The sequence below is a fragment of the Bradyrhizobium sp. CSS354 genome (assembly GCF_029051725.1).
GTDB lineage: Bacteria > Pseudomonadota > Alphaproteobacteria > Rhizobiales > Xanthobacteraceae > Bradyrhizobium.
The window spans coordinates 604,281-622,958 of the sequence record NZ_JAACFU010000002.1; the positions used below are offsets into that span (position 1 = coordinate 604,281).

General features: G+C 58.8%; 15 protein-coding genes. 4 read left to right on the forward strand and 11 right to left on the reverse strand.

The genetic code is table 11. The features are described 5' to 3' along the window. Positions 1–49 precede the first annotated feature (49 nt). Complete coding sequence (locus tag GWG67_RS06775; RefSeq protein WP_275168336.1) at positions 50–421, forward strand: hypothetical protein; 372 nt, start codon at positions 50–52, stop codon at positions 419–421. A 1,126-nt stretch (positions 422–1,547) separates the two neighbouring features. Here GWG67_RS06775 and GWG67_RS06785 read toward each other — a convergent pair. The 3 genes from GWG67_RS06785 to GWG67_RS06795 form a co-directional block, all read right to left on the reverse strand. Then, positions 1,548–1,925 carry a response regulator transcription factor gene (locus GWG67_RS06785; protein WP_275168337.1) on the reverse strand — a complete coding sequence of 126 codons (378 nt, stop codon included), beginning with the start codon at positions 1,923–1,925 and terminating at the stop codon, positions 1,548–1,550. Between the two features lie 76 nt (positions 1,926–2,001). Next, positions 2,002–2,613, reverse strand: a complete 612-nt coding sequence (locus GWG67_RS06790; RefSeq protein ID WP_275168338.1) for a response regulator transcription factor — start codon at positions 2,611–2,613, stop codon at positions 2,002–2,004. Continuing rightward, complete coding sequence (locus GWG67_RS06795; protein ID WP_275168339.1) at positions 2,614–4,887, reverse strand: ATP-binding protein; 2,274 nt, start codon at positions 4,885–4,887, stop codon at positions 2,614–2,616. Between the two features lie 596 nt (positions 4,888–5,483). Here GWG67_RS06795 and GWG67_RS06800 point away from each other — a divergent pair. Continuing rightward, a complete protein-coding gene (locus GWG67_RS06800) occupies positions 5,484–6,464 on the forward strand; it encodes a helix-turn-helix domain-containing protein (protein ID WP_275168340.1) in 981 nt (326 codons plus the stop codon). A gap of 560 nt (positions 6,465–7,024) precedes the next feature. Here the strand turns inward: GWG67_RS06800 and GWG67_RS06810 are convergent. Then, complete coding sequence (locus GWG67_RS06810) at positions 7,025–8,464, reverse strand: DUF1254 domain-containing protein (protein ID WP_275168342.1); 1,440 nt, start codon at positions 8,462–8,464, stop codon at positions 7,025–7,027. A 1,080-nt stretch (positions 8,465–9,544) separates the two neighbouring features. Here GWG67_RS06810 and GWG67_RS06815 point away from each other — a divergent pair. After that, the gene (locus tag GWG67_RS06815; RefSeq protein ID WP_275168343.1) at positions 9,545–11,560 is read left to right on the forward strand and encodes a hypothetical protein; all 2,016 of its coding nucleotides are present in this window, start codon (positions 9,545–9,547) and stop codon (positions 11,558–11,560) included. Positions 11,561–11,676: 116 nt separating this feature from the next. On the opposite strand, the gene GWG67_RS06820 is transcribed toward GWG67_RS06815, so the two are convergent. From GWG67_RS06820 to GWG67_RS06850, 7 genes are all read right to left on the reverse strand, one after another. After that, the gene (locus tag GWG67_RS06820; RefSeq protein ID WP_275168344.1) at positions 11,677–13,305 is read right to left on the reverse strand and encodes a hypothetical protein; all 1,629 of its coding nucleotides are present in this window, start codon (positions 13,303–13,305) and stop codon (positions 11,677–11,679) included. A gap of 353 nt (positions 13,306–13,658) precedes the next feature. Next, positions 13,659–13,853: a hypothetical protein gene (locus tag GWG67_RS06825; protein WP_275168345.1), complete on the reverse strand. Its 195-nt coding sequence runs from the start codon at positions 13,851–13,853 to the stop codon at positions 13,659–13,661. A 318-nt stretch (positions 13,854–14,171) separates the two neighbouring features. Next, complete coding sequence (locus GWG67_RS06830) at positions 14,172–14,399, reverse strand: hypothetical protein (protein WP_275168346.1); 228 nt, start codon at positions 14,397–14,399, stop codon at positions 14,172–14,174. 3 nt (positions 14,400–14,402) lie between these two features. Beyond that, positions 14,403–15,134: a Crp/Fnr family transcriptional regulator gene (locus tag GWG67_RS06835; protein WP_275168347.1), complete on the reverse strand. Its 732-nt coding sequence runs from the start codon at positions 15,132–15,134 to the stop codon at positions 14,403–14,405. 181 nt (positions 15,135–15,315) lie between these two features. Beyond that, on the reverse strand, positions 15,316–15,729 hold the full coding sequence (locus tag GWG67_RS06840; RefSeq protein ID WP_275168348.1) for a GFA family protein: 414 nt from the start codon (positions 15,727–15,729) through the stop codon (positions 15,316–15,318). 74 nt (positions 15,730–15,803) lie between these two features. Next, the gene (locus tag GWG67_RS06845) at positions 15,804–17,642 is read right to left on the reverse strand and encodes a PQQ-binding-like beta-propeller repeat protein (protein WP_275168349.1); all 1,839 of its coding nucleotides are present in this window, start codon (positions 17,640–17,642) and stop codon (positions 15,804–15,806) included. Positions 17,643–17,741: 99 nt separating this feature from the next. Next, a complete protein-coding gene (locus tag GWG67_RS06850; RefSeq protein WP_275168350.1) occupies positions 17,742–18,455 on the reverse strand; it encodes a class I SAM-dependent methyltransferase in 714 nt (237 codons plus the stop codon). 57 nt (positions 18,456–18,512) lie between these two features. On the opposite strand from GWG67_RS06850, the gene GWG67_RS06855 reads away from it, so the two are divergent. Then, positions 18,513–18,674 carry a hypothetical protein gene (locus GWG67_RS06855; RefSeq protein ID WP_275168351.1) on the forward strand — a complete coding sequence of 54 codons (162 nt, stop codon included), beginning with the start codon at positions 18,513–18,515 and terminating at the stop codon, positions 18,672–18,674. Positions 18,675–18,678: the final 4 nt, after the last annotated feature.

The following is an 18,678-nucleotide window of genomic DNA, read 5'->3' on the forward strand; positions in this document are numbered from 1 at the left end:
CCTCTTCAGGTGGCAATCTCGCGCCACGTGCGATCACTAGGAGCAAGCCATGATGAATCTAAGGGTTCTGGGCGCGACCGTGATTGTGGCATCAGCCCTGTCCGGCTCTGCTGCATCGGCACAATCGGCCCTCTCTAATCCAGACATGTGCCAAGCTGAATTCGCAAGCTGCACGGGACTTGGGACTGGGGCGACCCCTACCACCGGCTATCGATATCGACAATCAACGCGGCGCGCCAATAGCCAGCCCGTCGCTGCGGCAGCAGGTGCTACGGTTGGCGGATGGGGCAACTCTTACGCCAATGCCGGCGAGATGGGCTGGCACGGCAACTGGAACACCTATGCCACTCGTAATGGCATCGTTTGCCGCCCCGGCACCTATTTCAAGGGGCCTGACGGCCTTCGACATGTCTGTCAATAGGTCATTGCCCAATTGACCTCAGGCGGCCGGTATCCGCCGCGCCGTGTCGTCGACAAGATGGCGCCGCCCGGCGCCTCAGTTTCTGACGAAGTATAGCGGCGTTCTAATCGTCAGCTGATAGGCAGGCTTTGGTGTCCATGCAATCTGGGCTGTGATGCCAAACAGGCGATTATCGTTATCGTCCATCCAGACGAGGTCGAACCGTACAATTGGCTGAGTAAAGGATGGCACTGTCGCCAGGTTCAGCAGTTGCGCTCCGCCGAACTATTGAACGCCCGGGCGGCCCGTGAATTTCCAGTTGTTGGGCCGAATCCGGCCCCGATCTCGTGATGGTGGTCTGCAGTGTAATCGTTGGTATCGATCCGCTATTCTGCTGATAAAGGTCAGCTTGGAAACCCACGTTCCAGCTAGAGATCGCAAGGGACGACCAGTCAGACGTACCACTTTGCAAAGCGCTCGCCGTGAAACCGCCATACAATGAAACGGCGTCGCTAACATCGACCGTCAGCGGAATGTCAAGTGCGATGCTTTGGGTCGATGGCGACGATGGTGCCGGAAAGCTCGCAAGTCGCGATGAACTCGACAGATCCGAGCGGATTCGAAGCGCCGCGCTGGCGGTTGACAGCGAAGGACCGCTGAAGCCGATCGAAAGTGTATTGGCGGGCACCGTGGCGTAGTTCGTTCTCTAGTCCAAATAAACATTAGGCCACGAAGTCGGTCCGGATCCACCATTGCTGTCGCTAGGATCCTGAGCCAAGCCAGGACGGGACCGGAGACACATACCAAAGCCGGCACTAGCATCAGGCAACAGTACGATCGAACCACATCGGCAAAACCCAGCTCTTGCGCCGTCCCTTTGGCTCGAGCTCGGAAAATGAACATTGTCATCCCAGCCGGCCGCTTTGATAGCTGCGGCAGTATGGCGCGAACGTAATAGCTTGTCCAATGTGGCTCTAATTCCGGCCCATCACTGCCGTTGATGCAACCCAACTGAATGCCGGTTGATAGGGACGGACCGAAAGCTTGCGGGATTGGGCAAACTGGCGCTCCTGACCCTTAAAACAGAAGTCGGGTAGCCCGTTTTTACCTCTGTACACCAAGGTCGCCGACGGTCTATGGGCGAAGCTTACATCTTGGTGTTCGTCGCAGTTTCGATGGCGACCAGCAGGGACGCAGGTTGCAGCGGCTTGGTAAGGAAAGCCGCGCACCCAGCGGCTTCGCAGCGTTCGCGAGCGCTGGCCTCGTTGTGAGCCGTGATGACGATGGTCGGAATCCAGATCCCTGAGCGAGTGAGTTGGTGCTGAAGCTCAAGGCCGCTCATTTCGGGCATCTGCAGGTCGACAATCAGGCACACTGGTACTCCGAGCGGCAGGCTGGTCAGAAAGTCCCGAGCGGAGGTGTATGTCCTAACCTTGAGCGCGCGAGCCCTTAACAAGCGCTCGAGAGCCCTCAGCACGAAAGGGTCGTCATCCACAATCGCGATGCAGCCCGAGTTGTCTCCCATGGCGACACTATCGGCGTCAGGGTTGTGGGCTGTCGAGTTGGCCCTTGGACCAACATCACTTTGGTACCACTCGGCACTAGATCCGCGCTTTTTCCGTCAGCCTTACGAGGTCCGCTACCGAGCGTACCCCGAGTTTCATCATCACCCGCCCGCGGTGCACCTTGATCGTCTTCTCCGCAGTACCGAGGTCCCCCGCGATCTGCTTGTTGAGGCGGCCGGCGACTACCTGGGTCAGAACCTCGCGCTCCCGCGGTGTCAGCATCGCGAGCCGTACCTTGATCTCGTCGATCTCAACGATAGCGGCACGGGTCGCCGCATCCTGTTTCTCGGCTCGTGCGATCGCAGTCAACAATTCTGTTTCCTTAACCGGCTTGGTCAGGAAGTCGATCGCACCCGCACGCATCGCGCGGACGCTGGTCGGTATGTCGCCCTTGCCAGTTAGGAAGATGATTGGCCTTTGCGAACCTGCTGCAGTCAAGGTCTGCTGCAACTCTAGCCCATTTAATCCCGGCATAGACACATCGAGGATCGCACAGCCGGGTACCGACCCATCGTGTTCGGCCAGAAACATCGGCGCAGACGTGAATGCCTTGAGGCTGAAGTTTCGCGCCCGTAACAGCCGCGACAACGCATTCAGCACCCTCGTGTCATCATCAACAAGAAAAATCGTGAACGCCGGATCTTTCATTCAAGCCTCCGCAAGGACTTCTTGCGTTGGGAGCAATATGGTGGCGACGACGCCACCAGTACTGTCATTGGCCACGACAATCTTTCCTCCATGCGCTTCAATGATGCTGGAGCAGATCGTCAATCCAAGTCCAAGGCCATGGTTCTTTGTGGTGAAGAACGGCTCGAACAATCGGCCTGCCTGGGCAACCTCAATCCCTGGTCCCCGATCTCTGACAAAAACCTCAATGCATCCCTGCGTTGCCCGGCTGGATACCGTGATCATCCGCGTCCCCTCGGTTGAAGCCATCGCGTCCATTGCGTTCACGAGAAGGTTTAAGAGAACCTGCTGCAATTGGATGGCATCGCCTAAGAGATGAGGCAAAGCGGCCGCAAGATCCATGTTGACCACAATGCGGCGATCGATCATTTCGCTCCGAAGCAACGCGACCGTCTGATCGATCAATGCGTTCATACTGACAGATTCCAGTTCCGCCTGGCCCTTCTTCAGCAGGCTTCGCAGCCGATAAATGACTTCGCCCGCCCGGTTAACATCTTGCACAATATCCTGCAGCGCGTCTCCAACCTCCGCGACGTTGGGGGGATCGTCAGCCAGCAGATAGAGCGCCGCCTGCGCGTTCGATAAGATCGCCGTGAGTGGCTGGTTGACTTCGTGCGCGATCGCGCCGGAGAGCTCACCCAGAACGGAAACCCTCATCAAGTGCGTGACTTCCTGTCGTTGCAACTCCGCTTCGGCCTCGACGGCCTTCTGTTCGGTGACATCAACGAAGATTCCGCTAAATCGGTTCGGAGCTCCATGATCGTCTGGGCGCACACGCGTCCGGATGCTGATCCACCGGACCCGCCCTTCTGATATAACACGAACTCGCGTTACGGCAGGTTCCCCGGGATTCCTAATTTGGCGGATCGCGGCGAGTGCGACATCGCGGTCGTTAGGGTGTACGACCTCCAAAAACGCATCGCGAGTAAGCGGCAGGTCACCCACGAGTCCGAACATTGCTCGGCAATGCTCAGTCGTCCACATTTCGTTGGTACTTCCATCAAACTGCCATAGGCCCACATTTACCGAAGCCGCGGTGAAGCTCATTCGCTCCTCGCTTTCCTTGAGCGAGATTTCAGCTTGATGGCGCCGGCGTCGTTGGAACAGCAATGCGACGACGAAGGATGCCTGCAATCCGACAATCAAGATCGTGCTCAGTACGAGGTAGCGATGCTCACTCCAGAGAGTCGGCTCCTTGAAGAGCACAATGCTGCCGAGCGGAAGGTCACTTTCTTTGAGGCCCCACTTCTTCATAGCCCGCGCGTCAGTACGGAAGGCGGGCTTGGGATTGGATTTTGGAGGTACCTTTGTCACCTCGGTACCCGAAAGTATATCAAGCGCCATGTCAGCGGCAGTTATGCCCAGAGATTCGAATGTGTCTGTGTACCCTCCAACGATCCCGGCGCCGATATAGGTATCGAAGATCCCGTAGACCGGAGCGGCGGAAGCTTTCGCCACAGCGGCAGCCACATCTCTTGGGATGAAGCGTTTGCCTTCGCGATCTGCGAAAAAGGTAAGAATCATGACAATGCTGTCTCTTGGCAGCTGCGAAACATCGCGGAGCAATTCCGCGTATGTGAGGTTGGACCAGTAGAGCACCTCAGGCCCGGCATTTTGGCTTTCGATCGCCGTGCGTGCGATTTCACGCCAGCGGAGATCAACGGTATCGGTCCCGCTAATCACCACTAAGCGACGTGCCTGGGGCTGAAGCCTTTCTGCAAGCTCAAGTGTCTTTCCGGGGTAGGAGTTATTGATCACGCCGGTGATGTCCGGCGGCAGCTGCAGCGCTTCGTAAGTCGACCGGGTGACATCCGAGAATACGACGGGAACCGCCGGGCCGACCACGTCGCGATACTTCAGGATGAAAGGTATCGCCGAGACGCCGATCACGAACAGGAGGTCAAAATGTACGCCGTCGTATTTTTCGCGAAGGAAATTGGCCATTCGTGAGGCGTGGGCCTCATCCGGACGTCGGGCCAAATCCAAATATTCGGCGTCGATTTCGATCCGCTCGGCAGAACGTTCCAGAAAGCGCTTCCGGACCGCATCCGAAACCATTGCAGTAGCCGGGAACGTATAATTGTATGAGTGAAGAACTAAGACCCGCCGCGATGCATCTTCAGCCTGAGATTGCGCGATGAAAATCCAAGGCGCGAAAAAAATCAGCAAAAATACGCCGCGCCAAAAGCGCGCGTACCTAGCAGCCGGCCAACCACCCCGATCGCAGGCTTTCACGGAGCTCGTCCATTCGAAACTTGGGCGAGAATAGAGCATTCATTCGGGAACTGTCGAGTCGTGAACTCGGCTTGGGGCCGTGGCGGGACAAAGCCGCATTGGATAGAGCCCAGCGCCCCATATCCTTCGGCTCTGCCAATGTGGGACCTTGGTCCAATTCAGCGGTGCGGTTTGGCCGAATATCTTCCTCACGTAGATACCTTCGCTGCGGCGGCGGCACACCCGCACTCCACAGCGGGCGCGAAGACAACTCTTGATCCATCAATTCACGTTCCGGGCGACCAAACGCTTCATCTCGCAAGATGGCGACAGCAATGCGCCAAATTCACTATTTCAAGTTGTTTTTGACCGGCCGGCAGACCGGCAGCTTGGTCGGCCAGTGCGTCGGCGACTTTGTCGCACTCGTCCGCTGTCAGCTTGATCGGCTGCTCTGGCTCCGTGCCCATAACCCTCCCCGACCCCCTCAAACCTTGAAGCAAAAGGGTGGCCAACCAGATCGCTTGATTTGGAGCCCGCGGCCGAGCCGCTAACCCGAACCGTCCGATAAGAAACACGCGCCACACTCAACACGTGTGCCGAAAACTGCGGAGGAGAAGATGGATCGGAGTGCGACCCTCAGTTTTGAAGATCCACTTTGTTACCAGGCCGCGATCACGACTGCGAATTTCGAGGTGCTACCCACGTCCGGCAGTTCCTTCAAAGGGGAACTGACCAAGGTTCGCCTAGGCGAGCTATTGCTCCAACGCTTCTTCCACAATTTGCCCACGATCAACTCCGGGTTCATCAAGCCCGGACGCAGCGTACTTACATTCCTGACGTCATCGTCCCCAGCTAGTATGCGGCACTGCGGGATGGACGTTTCGTCTGGGACCATTATCGTCAATGACAGTGACGAGATACACCAGCAGACCGAGGCCGAGTTTCGTCTAGGATCGATATCTCTTGAGATGCCCAGACTTGATGCTGCTTGCCAAGTCATAGCCGGTTGCGATTTGTTTTCGAGCTCTTCGCAAAGGCAGCTTGTTCGGCCAGATGCTGCTATGATGTCGCGGCTGCTGAACCTGCATGAGATAGTGGGCCAAATCGCTGCGAACGCGCCCGAGATTCTTATCGTCAACGAGGCGGCGCGCTCTTTGGAGAACCAGTTCATCCATCTATTGGTCAGGTGTCTCACCGAGAGCGCCTCTAGTCGATCCATTAACTGCGGCCTGCGTCAGGCTCGGATAATCGCAAAATTCCATGAATATCTCGAAGCTAACCCAAACGTGCCGCTTTATTTAGGAGACATATGCGGAGCGATCGGAGCTGCGGAGCGCAGCCTTCGCGCCGCCTGCGAAATACATCTCGGTATGGGTCCTATCCGCTACCTCGCGCTGAGGAGAATGCACCTTGTTCGCCGTGCACTCTTGCAAGCCGGTTCTTCCACGACAACGGTGACAAGAATTGCCATGGAGCACGGATTCTGGGAGCTGGGGCGCTTCTCGGTGAATTACCGCGCGATGTTTGGGGAAACACCTTCGGCTACGTTGTTCCGAGCCACCGCGCGACCGAGCCTACGGATGGCCGATGTGGCGTGAGCGCTCCCAGCAGAATTCATCTGGTAAGTGCAACGTCCTTGAAGGAGGCGACTAGCGCCATCTCCAGCTTTCCCCTCCTGCCGCGATGTTGATCCCCGGCCTGTTCTGACGCGCAGTCGGGCATCAGCAACGTTGCGGTGACGGATTCGTTTTGGCTTCCGACATCTTCAAGATCCCGGTTTACTGTCCGATGGTTAGTCATGTAATTGGTCAGCTTCGAGCCAGACCGGAATATTCTCCGACGGGATTGACGCTCTTGGCTGGTGCGGGAGGATAGTCCCTGCCGTAACGATCAATCCGCCGTTCAACTTGGCTCGTGCAAACTCCTTGGCTTCTGATTCGGTTTCAAACGTCTTGGTTAAGCGGGGATGTCGCCGTCTCGAGACCGTGCCATCCGGCGGAACTTCGAAAGTGACGTACCAAGTGTGTTTCATTCCGTCATAACGCCAAGGGGCTGTCAGTAGCCTATCTCCTCGCTGAAGAAAAAAGCGGCCACCCTGCGCTGAGTTCTTCGCATTTCGACCCGCAGCAGATAATTTTCTATCGACGCATGACTTCCATCAGACACGCTTCACACCGGGCGGCCTCCACGTCCCTTCGCCAGCTGGCAGGATCGACGGCGGCATAGGGTTTGGCCAGTACAGGCGCATCACGAGATAGATCCTGTCATCGGGCGCAGGGAGCCAATTCGCCTCCTTGTCCGCGCCGGGACTGTCCTTTTGAATGTACAGCGTCAGGGAGCCGTCCGCGTCCTTTTTCATTGTCGACATCATTGGAGAGTTGATGAGGTACCGATTGAGCCGGTTCTTGACCAGTAGCTGGCTCTTGCCATCGTACATCGTAACTGACCAGAACGCATTTACTGGCGGCAGCTGGCCCGACGCGAAGGTGATTGTGTAGTTGTGCTTGCTGCTGTCGAGCGGCTCACCACTCGCGTCCACTCGGGTATAGGGATACATGGCTTCGACAGCATCATTGCCGTATAGACCGCCCTTGGCAGCGCCCGCTCGCATGACCCAATCGCCGTTGTAGAAGGTCTCGTCGCCAAAGAACGAACCAACATTCCAGCCGTCGATGTTTTTGTTTCCGGCGGATAGCCATGAGTCTACCTTCTCCTCACCCCGCTTCATCCCCAGAAGGATTTCGGCTTTGTGTTCGACCGATAGATCTTTGAACGCGAAAGTCTTGCCGGGCCCGATGCCGATCTTTGCAAGTTTCGCACGGATCGATTTGTCTCTCGCTGTCTCGGGGACAAATTGCAGCGCCGCGTCGAGATATTGGAAAAAGTTACCTTTGATGCCAGCCGTGGTGGCAGGAAGAAAGTCGATCGGGGGCGCGGCGGGCGGCGCGGGTTGTCTACGGTATGCAGAAAGCGGCTGCGCCTTGTACCCGGACTGAACCTTCTCGACGTTCGACATATCGCCAGGATTGAAGAGCTGAGTACGGAAAATCGCGAGCGCGAACGGGGTCGTTGATTGAAAGACCTGCTTGACCCCGCTGGGCGTTTCACCCTTCCAGCCCGGAGCAACCAGCAGATAGTCACCCGCCGCGCTCCCAGTGGCTCGTGTGCCGATGTAGCCAAAATTGTAGGTATTGCCGTCGATGAACTGGACCGAGTAGTAACGGTCCTTTTCAGTCATCGGGACCGAGACAACGATTGCTTCAGCGCGGAGATCCAGCCAGAGCAACGAGTAAGGAGTGTCGCTGTTCGGGGTAATGACAGCGGTGTCCTCCGGGGTAGCGACGCGATGCTGGTTGTTGATTTCGTTGAAAGGCGCCTTGAACTGCCCCGAATTCCTATCAACCGCGAATTCCTGCATCACCGCATAGTTCATCACGAGCGGCAAGCCGAAGATGAAACCTTCTTCGGCGATGTCCTTCGCCTCAAAAATACTCGGCCATTCCGGTCTGTTTTGGGCATGCACGTCAGTGGATACCAACGTAGCGGACGCGAGCCCCGCGATTGCAGCAGAGCGGAGCAACTCCCGTTTTGTAAGCATCTAACAACTTCCTTCCGTCTCTCGCCTCGTCAATGACGTTCGGACAGGAAGCACAATAACCAGGGTTTTGGAGTGCTGACTATGCGAAATCGGCGAGCTCAGGCTCGCTTCTGGTGGCGCGAATGACCCTGGAGTGTGAACTCGAGATTCGCGCGATGCCCGGAGAATATCTCAACAACTGGTTTTTGACTGGTTCAGCGCTCTCATCAGTCGTCCGGGCCCGGCGAAGGTCAAGATGAAGGAGCGCGAGCGCTTCCGCGCGGCGTCCGCCAACCAAAAGACGGGATCATTATCGAGGGGGCCGCCGCCTCTGGATCATGACCTCGGTAGCCTAAGCCGAGGCAACCGCGTCGCCGAACGCGCCTTTCGCCCGTTCGTCTTCTCATCTGCCACACCATTTTCCAAGGTGCCTCTCGCAATTCATCCGCCCTCGCCAGGCGTAGGTCCTTCTTTGCAGCATCGTAGGCCGGCAACATCGCTTCCATCCACAGCAGCATGCCTGCATTTAACTAAACGACAGCAGCCTTCCACGATTGTACACCTCCGGCTGACGTTCCGTAGGAAAGGTAATTACCTTGCGGCCGGAGTTGATTGCTCCTTTGTGGACGCGCGGCAACTCCTCGCTAAAGCGCCGCATCCACAATTTGTTCATCACCATTTGAGTCAATTCGGCGCGGAATTGTCCTCTTTCGTGGGAAACCTTTTCCAGTCTCCAGCCCGGATCGCGGCTGGTAGAGGTGCGGATCTTCGAAGGCGAAGACTTTGCTCCAAGGCACTTTCATCTCCGCTAGATAATGCTTCGCACTCGCCCCCAGAGTGAATGGGATGCGTTCACCCTTCGAGCAGTGTTGAAATGACTACTCAAATTCGGCCGTGGGAAAAATCCTAGCAACCGCAGATTGGCTCGCCGCGGCCGCGAATTCGATACCAGGAATTACGTTTGGCCGTTTTCGCATAGTCGCGATTACCGAGAGGCATTATCGAACAAGAGGCCTGGCAAGAGACAATAACAAGCTCGAATATACACCCCGCTCATTGCCGGTGACTGCGTTGAGCAACTTTGGAAAAGGGGAGCCTCCGGTGATCAAATTTGCCAAAGTGCCCTTGGTTCTGGCGATCCTGACCTTCGCACTCGCATGTGCCTGCGAGACTGCTGCCGCTTCGGTGCGCGTCGCGGGCCAGGTCCAGGCCGGCGGTGGACCGTTCGTAAGCTCGACCATCACCCTGTGGGGTGCGAGTGCGGGCGAACCCAAGCAGTTGGCTCAGGCAAGATCGGACAGTGACGGCCGATTTGAGCTTCGAACTGACGAAACACCCGGCAAGGACGTAGTCCTGTATGTGATTGCTAAAGGTGGCGCAGGTACTAAAACCGGCAGCGGCGACAATCCGGCGACCACTCTGTTGAGTGTGCTGGGCAACAATCCTCCCGCGCAGGTCGTCATCAACGAGATGACTACCGTCGCGTCGGCGTTTACTGCCGCCCAATTTATCAAGGGCGACTCCATTTCTGGCAATCCACTCGGTTTACGCATCGCCGCTGGAAATGCTCCAAACTTGGTTGATCCGACCACCGGGGCATGGGGCAAGGTGCTCCTTGATCCGCTCAACAGCACGCAAACCACCACACTTGCAAGCCTAAACACTCTAGGCTCGCTGATTGCGGCGTTTGCGACCGCAGGTAATGATGATTGGCGAGCCCGCTTCCTCAAGGCCGCCACCACCAGCAGCGGCGTGACGCCGAAGACCACGCTCGAAGCGATGGTAAGCATCGCCCGCAAGCCCTGGGCAGACCCAAAGACACTTTACGCGTTGTTCGATGAAGCCTACCCGCAACCCAAGGACGGCGCCCGACGCAAGGCGCCGTTCGTGCCGTACTTGGCTTACGTCCCCGATGACTTCGCTCTCTCGCTTTGCTTCGCAGGCGGCGGGGTTTACTCGGCCGGTCGTCTGATGTTCGACCCCGAGGGCAATCTTTGGAGTGGACAAAATTGGATGGCCGGTTCGCAGTCTGGCGTCAATCAAAGTACCGGCGGCGGTGTGGCCAAACTCTCGCCCGCCGGAACCGCGCTCTCGCCACCAATCACGGGCTTCACCGGGATGGGTATTGATGGAGTCGGCTGGGGCACCGCTGTGACGCAGGATAGGGTTTGGACCACGAGTTTTAACGGAAAGATTTTCGTGATGGATCTCGACGGTCGCCCCAGCGCCATGGAGAGCGACTTTCCTTTCAAGGAGAAATTTCTTGGCCTCATGGGCATCGGCGTCTCGGCAGGCGGTGATGTCTGGATTGCAGATGGCTCCGACAATCAGTTGCTGCACTTTCCTGGTGGGCGGGTGAAGGACGGCCGGATCGTCAAAGTCGCCGGTCTGAAGTCTCCCTTCGACATCGTCGTCGATGGCCAAAATCGGGTTTGGGTCAGCAACTCTCAGTCGGACACCGTCGTCCGGTTTGACGCCGGTGATCCCTCTAAAACGGAAACATTCCGCGCCGGGATTGGTGTTCGTGCTCTCGCGCTCGACAGTAAGGGGAACGCTTGGGTGGCCAGCAATATGTCGCTCGACTTCCCCCCGCCGGTCATTCCCGACGGCGCGTCTATCATGGAGCAATTCAAGATCGCCGCGGGACACATGCTCAAGGTCCTCGAGACCAACCCCAAGATGGTCACCGGCGTCGTCAACATGATCCGTCCCGACGGCTCCCAGCCTGCTCCGATGGGCTTCACCGGCAACAAAGCAGTCAGTGTGCCGTGGGGTTTGAATATTGACGGTAACGACGACGTCTGGATCGGCAATTTCTGGGGCCGTGGTGTCGTGTTGATGGCGGGTGACAACACCACGAGTCATCCGGCGGGTATGAAGACTGGCGATGCCATCCACGTTTTCAGAGGCGGCAGCATCCAAATGCTGACCGATGTATCGATTGATGCGGCCGGCAACGTTTGGGCGGCTAATAACTGGAATGATCTCAACGGAGCCGCCGCGCCTGACCCTCTTCGTCCCACTTCGACATGGGGTGGAGGTTCGGGCATCACGGTCATTTACGGAGTAGCGGGCCCGGTAAAGCCGCCGCGCATGGGCAAGGTCCAAAGGTACTGAACGAGATGAATTGAAAGATCCATTTTTGTGGGTGCCCCGGAAAATGTGGTGCCCACTTCTGGATCAGGGATGGAAAGATCACCCGCGCCTGGCGACTACACCCACACCGGAAGGATTTAGGCAAGCGCCCTCGCGGAACGCGCCTTGGCTCGCCCTCTCGTCTTTTCGTCCGGTAACCTCGTCGCCAACGCGGCCTTTCGCATTTCGACTGCCTTCGCCAAGCGGGGGTCCTTCTTTGCAGCTTCGTAGGCCGGCAACACCGCTTCCATCCACATCAGCATGCCTTCGGCCTTGAACACGACGCGGTCGGCGGCGCTGTAGACGGTCTGGGTAATGGCAGCGACCTCGCGCGACATTTTGTCTGCGCCGCTCACGCGATGATCCAGAAGCGCGGATGCATATGCACCTTCCCCGAAATTCTCAAAGAAACTCGTGACCGACCGACGCTCGTCATGAGGGCCAATCCGGTTCGGCAGCCCGACAACAGTAAGCAGATCCGGCCATCCCGGTTTGCGACCTGCCAGGGCATCAAGCGCGTGATTGAGGGAGGAAGGGGTAATCGCCTTATCCAGGTGGGCCGGTACGCGATTGTCGTTACGTTGTTTAGCGGCGAGAGCGCGCACAAGGTACTTGTTGCGATCCTGCGGAAACGCCCAGGTCGATACTGCGCCTAACTGTTGTTTCGAGTACCGCGCAACTCTTTCGAGGATCTCGATCGCGATAGGCGGAACGCTCAGCTTGATTTCGCGCTTGTTTTTCACCTCGTCCGGTTTCCAGGTATAGACGCGCCAACCGACACGTTCCGGGGCGGGATCAGGAACCCAGCGATCGGAGCGCAAGGCGAGCATATTCACCAGCGCGGAGCTCCGTTGAGGGATCATCCATGAAACCTGCAGAGCCCCCAGCACTGCGTCGTTGTTATTGCCTCCCAAAGGCCTGACGGCCTCCAGAAGGGCAATGAGCATCCCGATCTGCGCCGGGGTGAGATAGCGCCCTGAGCGATCCTCCATCTCGTACTCGTGGGATAACGCCTCCCACCAGGTCGCAGTCGGTTCGAGACCGGTGAAGCGACGCTTTTGCTTGAGTCCCCAGCGTAGAACCCGCTTGGCAAGATCAGCATATTTTGCGGCAGCTGAAGGACCTGAACCACTGGCCTCAATCAGGTCGCGAACCTCTTCAAGATCCTCAAGCCGAAGCTCCTTGACGAAACGCTTCTTGAGGTCAGCGTTCTCCGGCCGATCCCGCAATCGCGTCTCAATCTCGGTGATTGACGAAGGTGCAAGTCGCAGCTTGGGTGCTTCATTGCGACCACCATTTTTCGAGCTTTTCGTACGTTGCGCATACTGAGTGATCAGCATCTCGAACGTCCACAGTTCGCCCTTCAAAGCTTCAGCGCGATCTACTGCGACAGCGACGGACTTCTCGTCTCCACCCATAAGCCTTGTTTCAATGACTGCATCCGGATCGCGCCCATTCTTGATCGCGAAAATCGTTTCAGTAGCGATCTTCTTTACCTGGGCGAAGGTGAAATCTCCTGCCGCCCCAAGCCGCCGCTTTACAACTGAGGATTTTTGGCCGGGGACGCGCGTGCGAGCCTGCACATAGTATGCAACCTCTCCGCCCCTGACACGGATGCTTAGACCCCTTGGATTATCGATGGCGAACTGACATTCGGCGCTCACGTCGCGCTTGGCACTAGCCTCGCTCAGCAACTCCTTGGTCAACGCGTAGCGCCTGTTCGCCATCTTCCTAGCCTTTTGGGGATACACGGGGCTACAACGATATGGAGGTCCAAGGCCCATTCCACAAGCGGTCGCTTTGGCTGTCCGTTTAACCTCCTATACCGTCAACAAATTTTGCCATTCTTGGTTCGTCGAGAGATATCCTGTTTACAGACACGCGGTTTTGTAAACCGAAGGTCGGGGGTTCAATCCCCTCAGCCGGCACCATTCGCCGCCGGAATCGACAACTTAGCGGGCCCTACCCAGGGTAGTCGAAACTTTCGGTTATTTGTCGATGCACCAGCTTCAACGACGGGGCAGCCGTGGTGCATTACAACTGTCCTCACCGTGAAGCTTGGGTCCAGAAGTCGTATACGTCAAACGTTGTCGCGCATTTGCTTTCGTCCAATGCGATGGCCGATCACGCCAAAGACTACCGCCAGGAAGAGCATCACGGGGAACTTGCTCCAACCTGGTCCGTCGAAAACAAATTTGTTCACGACGAGTGCAAGCATCACGCCGTGGCCAGCAAAGATCAGGCCCTTCCACCGAATGGTCCAGTCGCGGCTCATTACCGGTCCCCTTTTGAGAGTTGGACATCAGTGCCATACGGCCATCGCGCCATCTGTGAGCAACCGCACGCAAGAACTTCGTTGCAATGAGCCCACTTAAACTGCAACGCCCCGCAAATCAGGCGCGGTATACGATTGTTTGAATCACGATGGTCCTGTCACTCACAAACAGGAACATCTAAAATAACCAAGCCCATCACCTTTGCGCTCGTGGCAGACCCATGCTCGTCCTTCAGCCATTTCATCGTTAGCAGCGGCCCAAGGGTCTCTTGAACGTCCGTAGGGGTTAACGACGCCTAGAATCGATTTCCGACGCAATCACGTCAGAGCTTTCCGAGCGACTGTCACACTCAACTCGAGCAGCGGGTGCTTCTCGTTCCTGACTGTAATAAGGACCTGCGTCCCCTTTGCCGACGCGACGTCTCTGGCAATCGAGGTCGCCATAGCGATCGCCTCTTTTTCGGCGGCTTCCGGGCCGGGCAAATCCATCCCATCCTCGTCGACCGCAGCAAAGAAGTCGTCCTTGATGTCGAAGTAAAACTTCATGGCTCACAGCGAAGGATTGAGATGAAGGTAAAGCACATCGAAGTCTGCTATTTCGCGCAGCCTGGCTTCATCAAGGATCGATATTCGTCCCCGCTCCAAGTCCAACACGCGCTGAGCACGCAGCTGCTGAACGACCCGATTCATGTGAACCACACTCGTGCCAACGGCGTCGGCGAGGAGTGCCTGCGAGGCCGGAAAATCGAAGGACAGGCCGTCCGCTCGGCCGATCGCTTTCAATCTGGTGTAAAGCTCAAGCACGAGGTGCGCCACGCGGCTTGTGGCTTCGCGTTGACCGACGTTGCAAATCCACTCCCGGAAAATCGCGGCGTCAGTCAGTGTATCGCGCCAAAGCGCTTGAGCCACGTTGGGCCGCTTTCTTATCAGCGAACGCACCGCTGCATGCGGAATGAAGCCGAGAACGCTATCGCCAAGGGTGCTGACGTCATGGTCCATCACATGGAGAAAGAGACCCTGCAGATCGGGAATGTCGCCGGGTTGGTGAAAGGCCATGATTTGGCGGTGGCCATTGCCGACGATCTTGGATCTCAGGATGAAGCCATCAACGACAAGGCAGCATGCCGAAGGTCGATCTCCGAGAGAAACGACCGGCTGACCGCCAGCCATCCGCTTCACCGTGATTGGCAGATCACGGATAGCGACCTCGTCCTCTTCATCAATTTCGGTGCTGACCCGCAACCGCTTCAAGAAAGGTTCGAAAATTTTCGCGTTATTCATCGTTAGCTCCGGTCGGCAAACGAGTTTTTGTGACGTTCGTTCCAATCCGGACCGCTAGCTATTGTCTCACGCGAAGCAGAGGGGCTGCCGCAAATTCCAACGCCTCTCGGCGGGAACCGAACGGGAACGGCGTTAATTCATCCCGCCGCGAAGCATTGGCGCAAAATTTGACGCGCAACTCTCACTTCGAATGCTTCGGCGCGCTGCCTTGGTGGAAGTGCTCAGCACCTGATATCTCCACCCAGGCATGTTTCGACTGCTCGAAAACCGATCGGATGGGGGCCGGGTAGTTCGGAGCCGCGATCGCGCCGACGGCAACGCCGATCATCGCAGGCAGATTGTCCGCCTTCCAATAGACCGTCGAACCGCACTCGAGGCAAAAATAGCTACGGACCTGGCCGCCGCTTGCGGCTGTCCGGACGTACTCCTTCGACGCCCCCGAGATCGCAACGCCCTCCGCCGGATAGAACGCACCGACTCCGAACGGCGCGCCGGTTCGACGCTGGCAGTCAATGCAGTGGCAGGCGACGACGAGGCCGGACGGTCCCGGAAGCGACAGTGTGAGCGCGCCGCAACGACATCTCGCGCCGATCATCGAAACTCCTTCCTCTCAGTTGGCTGACGGGTTCTGTCGCTCGGCTGGAGCGCAGGGCGATCCAGGACGGACCCTCACTCCTTCGCAACCTCGAACGCCAGCAGTGCGTTGCCGGCGACCCCGCCCCATTGTCCGTAGCCGGAATTGGTGTAGAGCATGCCGCCAGCGATGATCGGCCCGGGGCCGTCGATCGCGCCGCCATGCGCAGGGGCGCCGTTCACCGTCGTATAGTCTCGCGCCGTGTCGTATTCCCACAACAGCTTTCCATCGGCTGTCGCGTAGGCGCGCAGGAAGCCGCTGACGCCGCCGGAAAACACGACGCCGGGGATCAGGCTCACGGCAGCCGAGAGCGCAGGGCTGCATTGGAGGCGATCGCCACAGGCGACAGGAGATACTTCCATCGCAATTTTTCCACTGGCGAGGTCGAGGCCGAACAGGCCACCGCCCTGGGTGGAATCGAGCCGCCGCGTACCATCGCGCAGGAACCGCACGTCGGAGTTCGCGACATAGATGCGATCCTGGTCGGCGGCCGAGCCCCACTCGCTGCCGCCGAGCGCACCGCCCTTCCCGATCCGCGTCTGCCACAGGATTTTGCCGCCATCATCAGGATCGAGCGCGTGCACGACGCCGGACTTCTGCGCGATGGCGAGAACGCGCCTGCCGTCACGCAAGGTCACGAGGATCGGCGACTGGCCAAAATCGTGGTCAGGCCCGTGATCTTCAGGACAATTGGTCTTGTCCGCGCCGAAGCACGCGACGATGAAGGCGTCGCTCGGGGTCGCTTGCTGCTTCCAGAGCAGCTTACCGGTCGCAAGCTCGAAAGCGAGGACCGCATCGGCGGTTGCGGCCGGCGGATTCGAATAGGAATTGCTGGTCGCGACGTAGACGGCGTTGCGTTTCGGATCAATCGTCGGTGCCGACCACACCGCCGCGCCGGACGGGCCGAACAGCTGCGTGCCTCTTGCATTCTTGCCGGTCGGGTGCGGCACCTCGGGGATCGTGTAGGCCTGCCACACCGGCTTGCCGGTCACTGCCTCGATCGCGACCACGCTGCCGCGGAAAGTACAGCATTCGTAACTGGCCTGCGAACCGGCGGCCTCCTCCAGCGAGGAGACCGGGACATAGAGCACGCCGGAATGCAGCGTCGGTGCTCCGGTGATGCGCGCTGCCGGATGCTCCTCGATCTTCGTCTTCCAGATCAGCGCGCCAGTCAGTGCGTTCACCGCATAGGCATTGGCGCGCAAGTCACCGAAGAAGATCGCGAACTGATCGGTGCCGGGAAGCGGCCCGAAGCTGATCGCCGCGCGCACCGCGGCATCGGTCGGCAGCGTCCACAGCGTGCAGCCGCTTCGCGCATCGAGCGCGTGCACCTTGCGGTCAGTGCCGCCGATGAACAGCAGACCGCCCACGATGGTCGGCGGCGCAAACGACACCGAGGCGCCGGGAAAGGCATAAGCCCATTTCAGCCGCAGGCGCGGCACCTCTTCCGCGGTCAGGCCGGCCATGTCGGCCGGCTGGAAGCGGCTGTTGCCAGCGTCGACACCCCACCCATTCCAGCGCGGACCATCGAGCGGTTGCGGAAAGAAGTTGACCTGCTGCGTGCAGCGTCCCTCCGCATCGACTGCATTGTCGCCCACCGCGGCCTTGCCGGTGACGAAGGCAGCAATCGAGCGCCGTTCCGAGTCGCTGCGGTCCTTCGCCATCGCCGCCATGCTGCCGGAAGTCAGCGTTCCCAGCACATGATCGAACGACATCGCCTGCATGGCACCGCGGCCTGGCACACGGCTCTGGCCATCACCGCCATCGTGACATTGCGCGCAGTGGCTTGCGTAGAGCGCAGCGCCGTCCTGCTGCGCCAGCGCGGGCGCGCAGCACCAGACCAGCATGGCGACCACGACAACACTCGGTCTCATGGCGTGCTCCGGCATCGTCACCGCAATGCGCGGCATCATGCAACCCAAAGTATAGCGCGACGGCAATCACTGACGCAACGGACGTTCAGCCCGCGTCCGTCACGTCCCCGGGACAGTGAGGACACGATCCGGCAGTTCATCCATCGCCCACAGCCCGAGGCTCTTGTCGCGCCAGCCGCCATTGCCTTCCTCGCAACGCTCGTTGATCAGCGCGTGCGGTGCCGGCCAGTCGAACGGCGCCTTCTCCATGTTCAGCGCCCGCCAGTCGCCGTCCTCGCAATCGCGATTGCCGTCCCATTCGGGAAACGTCGTGACCAGCAGGAAATGCGCGCCGCTGGCGCGAAAGTTCGCCATGGCGCGAGAGATGTTGTCGAAACTCAGATGGACCAGACAGTCCCGGCAAAGAATGACATCGGCCTTCGGCAGCGCATCGCGCGTGATGTCGGCAACGCGGAAGCGGCCGACGAGTTCTCCCCGGGCCGCGCGCTCGCTGTTGGCCGCGATCAGCGACGGCACGATGTCGATGCCGGTATAGTCGAGATCCAGCTTGATGCGGCCGATCCAGCCCGCGTCGCCGCAGGGCGCATCGAGCAGCGAGTGCGCGCCGAGCCGTTGCAGCAGTGCAGGAAGCGCCTCGCGGATCGCGGCGGTCGCGGGATCCTCGGAGCCGAGGCCCGACACCGAACTGGCTGCGCCCCACAGGTTGGTCTGCTCGATCCGCTCGAACCGCGCAGCGAGATCGAGTCCCGCGAAATTGTCGCGGTCGGCGGCGAACCGCTCATGGGCGAGCACGGGTGGACGCTTGGCGATCATGGAGGGGATGTGAATTCCGGCGCAGCCGCACTATACAGACAAAGCGAGCGGTCCGAAATGGTCCGCAAGCGAACCTGCTTGCGTCATCTGTCGCGTCCGGCCCCGATGCGCCCCACCACAGCCAAAGAGAAGGCCAGGATCGCCGCCGGCGCGGCGGCGGCCGTCGTCATGGCGGCCGTGCTGTTCGCATTCGCCATGGGATTTCTGCTGGCGCGATGAGTGC

Bases quoted from the DNA above. Each gene is read 5' to 3' on its own strand.
- GWG67_RS06810 (WP_275168342.1), bottom strand. From the start codon at position 8,464: ATGCTTACAAAACGGGAGTTGCTCCGCTCTGCTGCAATCGCGGGGCTC.
- GWG67_RS06800 (WP_275168340.1), top strand. From the start codon at position 5,484: ATGGATCGGAGTGCGACCCTCAGTTTTGAAGATCCACTTTGTTACCAG.
- GWG67_RS06775 (WP_275168336.1), top strand. From the start codon at position 50: ATGATGAATCTAAGGGTTCTGGGCGCGACCGTGATTGTGGCATCAGCC.
- GWG67_RS06845 (WP_275168349.1), bottom strand. From the start codon at position 17,642: ATGAGACCGAGTGTTGTCGTGGTCGCCATGCTGGTCTGGTGCTGCGCG.
- GWG67_RS06790 (WP_275168338.1), bottom strand. From the start codon at position 2,613: ATGAAAGATCCGGCGTTCACGATTTTTCTTGTTGATGATGACACGAGG.
- GWG67_RS06840 (WP_275168348.1), bottom strand. From the start codon at position 15,729: ATGATCGGCGCGAGATGTCGTTGCGGCGCGCTCACACTGTCGCTTCCG.
- GWG67_RS06855 (WP_275168351.1), top strand. From the start codon at position 18,513: ATGGTCCGCAAGCGAACCTGCTTGCGTCATCTGTCGCGTCCGGCCCCG.
- GWG67_RS06825 (WP_275168345.1), bottom strand. From the start codon at position 13,853: ATGAGCCGCGACTGGACCATTCGGTGGAAGGGCCTGATCTTTGCTGGC.
- GWG67_RS06835 (WP_275168347.1), bottom strand. From the start codon at position 15,134: ATGAATAACGCGAAAATTTTCGAACCTTTCTTGAAGCGGTTGCGGGTC.
- GWG67_RS06850 (WP_275168350.1), bottom strand. From the start codon at position 18,455: ATGATCGCCAAGCGTCCACCCGTGCTCGCCCATGAGCGGTTCGCCGCC.
- GWG67_RS06785 (WP_275168337.1), bottom strand. From the start codon at position 1,925: ATGGGAGACAACTCGGGCTGCATCGCGATTGTGGATGACGACCCTTTC.
- GWG67_RS06820 (WP_275168344.1), bottom strand. From the start codon at position 13,305: ATGGCGAACAGGCGCTACGCGTTGACCAAGGAGTTGCTGAGCGAGGCT.
- GWG67_RS06830 (WP_275168346.1), bottom strand. From the start codon at position 14,399: ATGAAGTTTTACTTCGACATCAAGGACGACTTCTTTGCTGCGGTCGAC.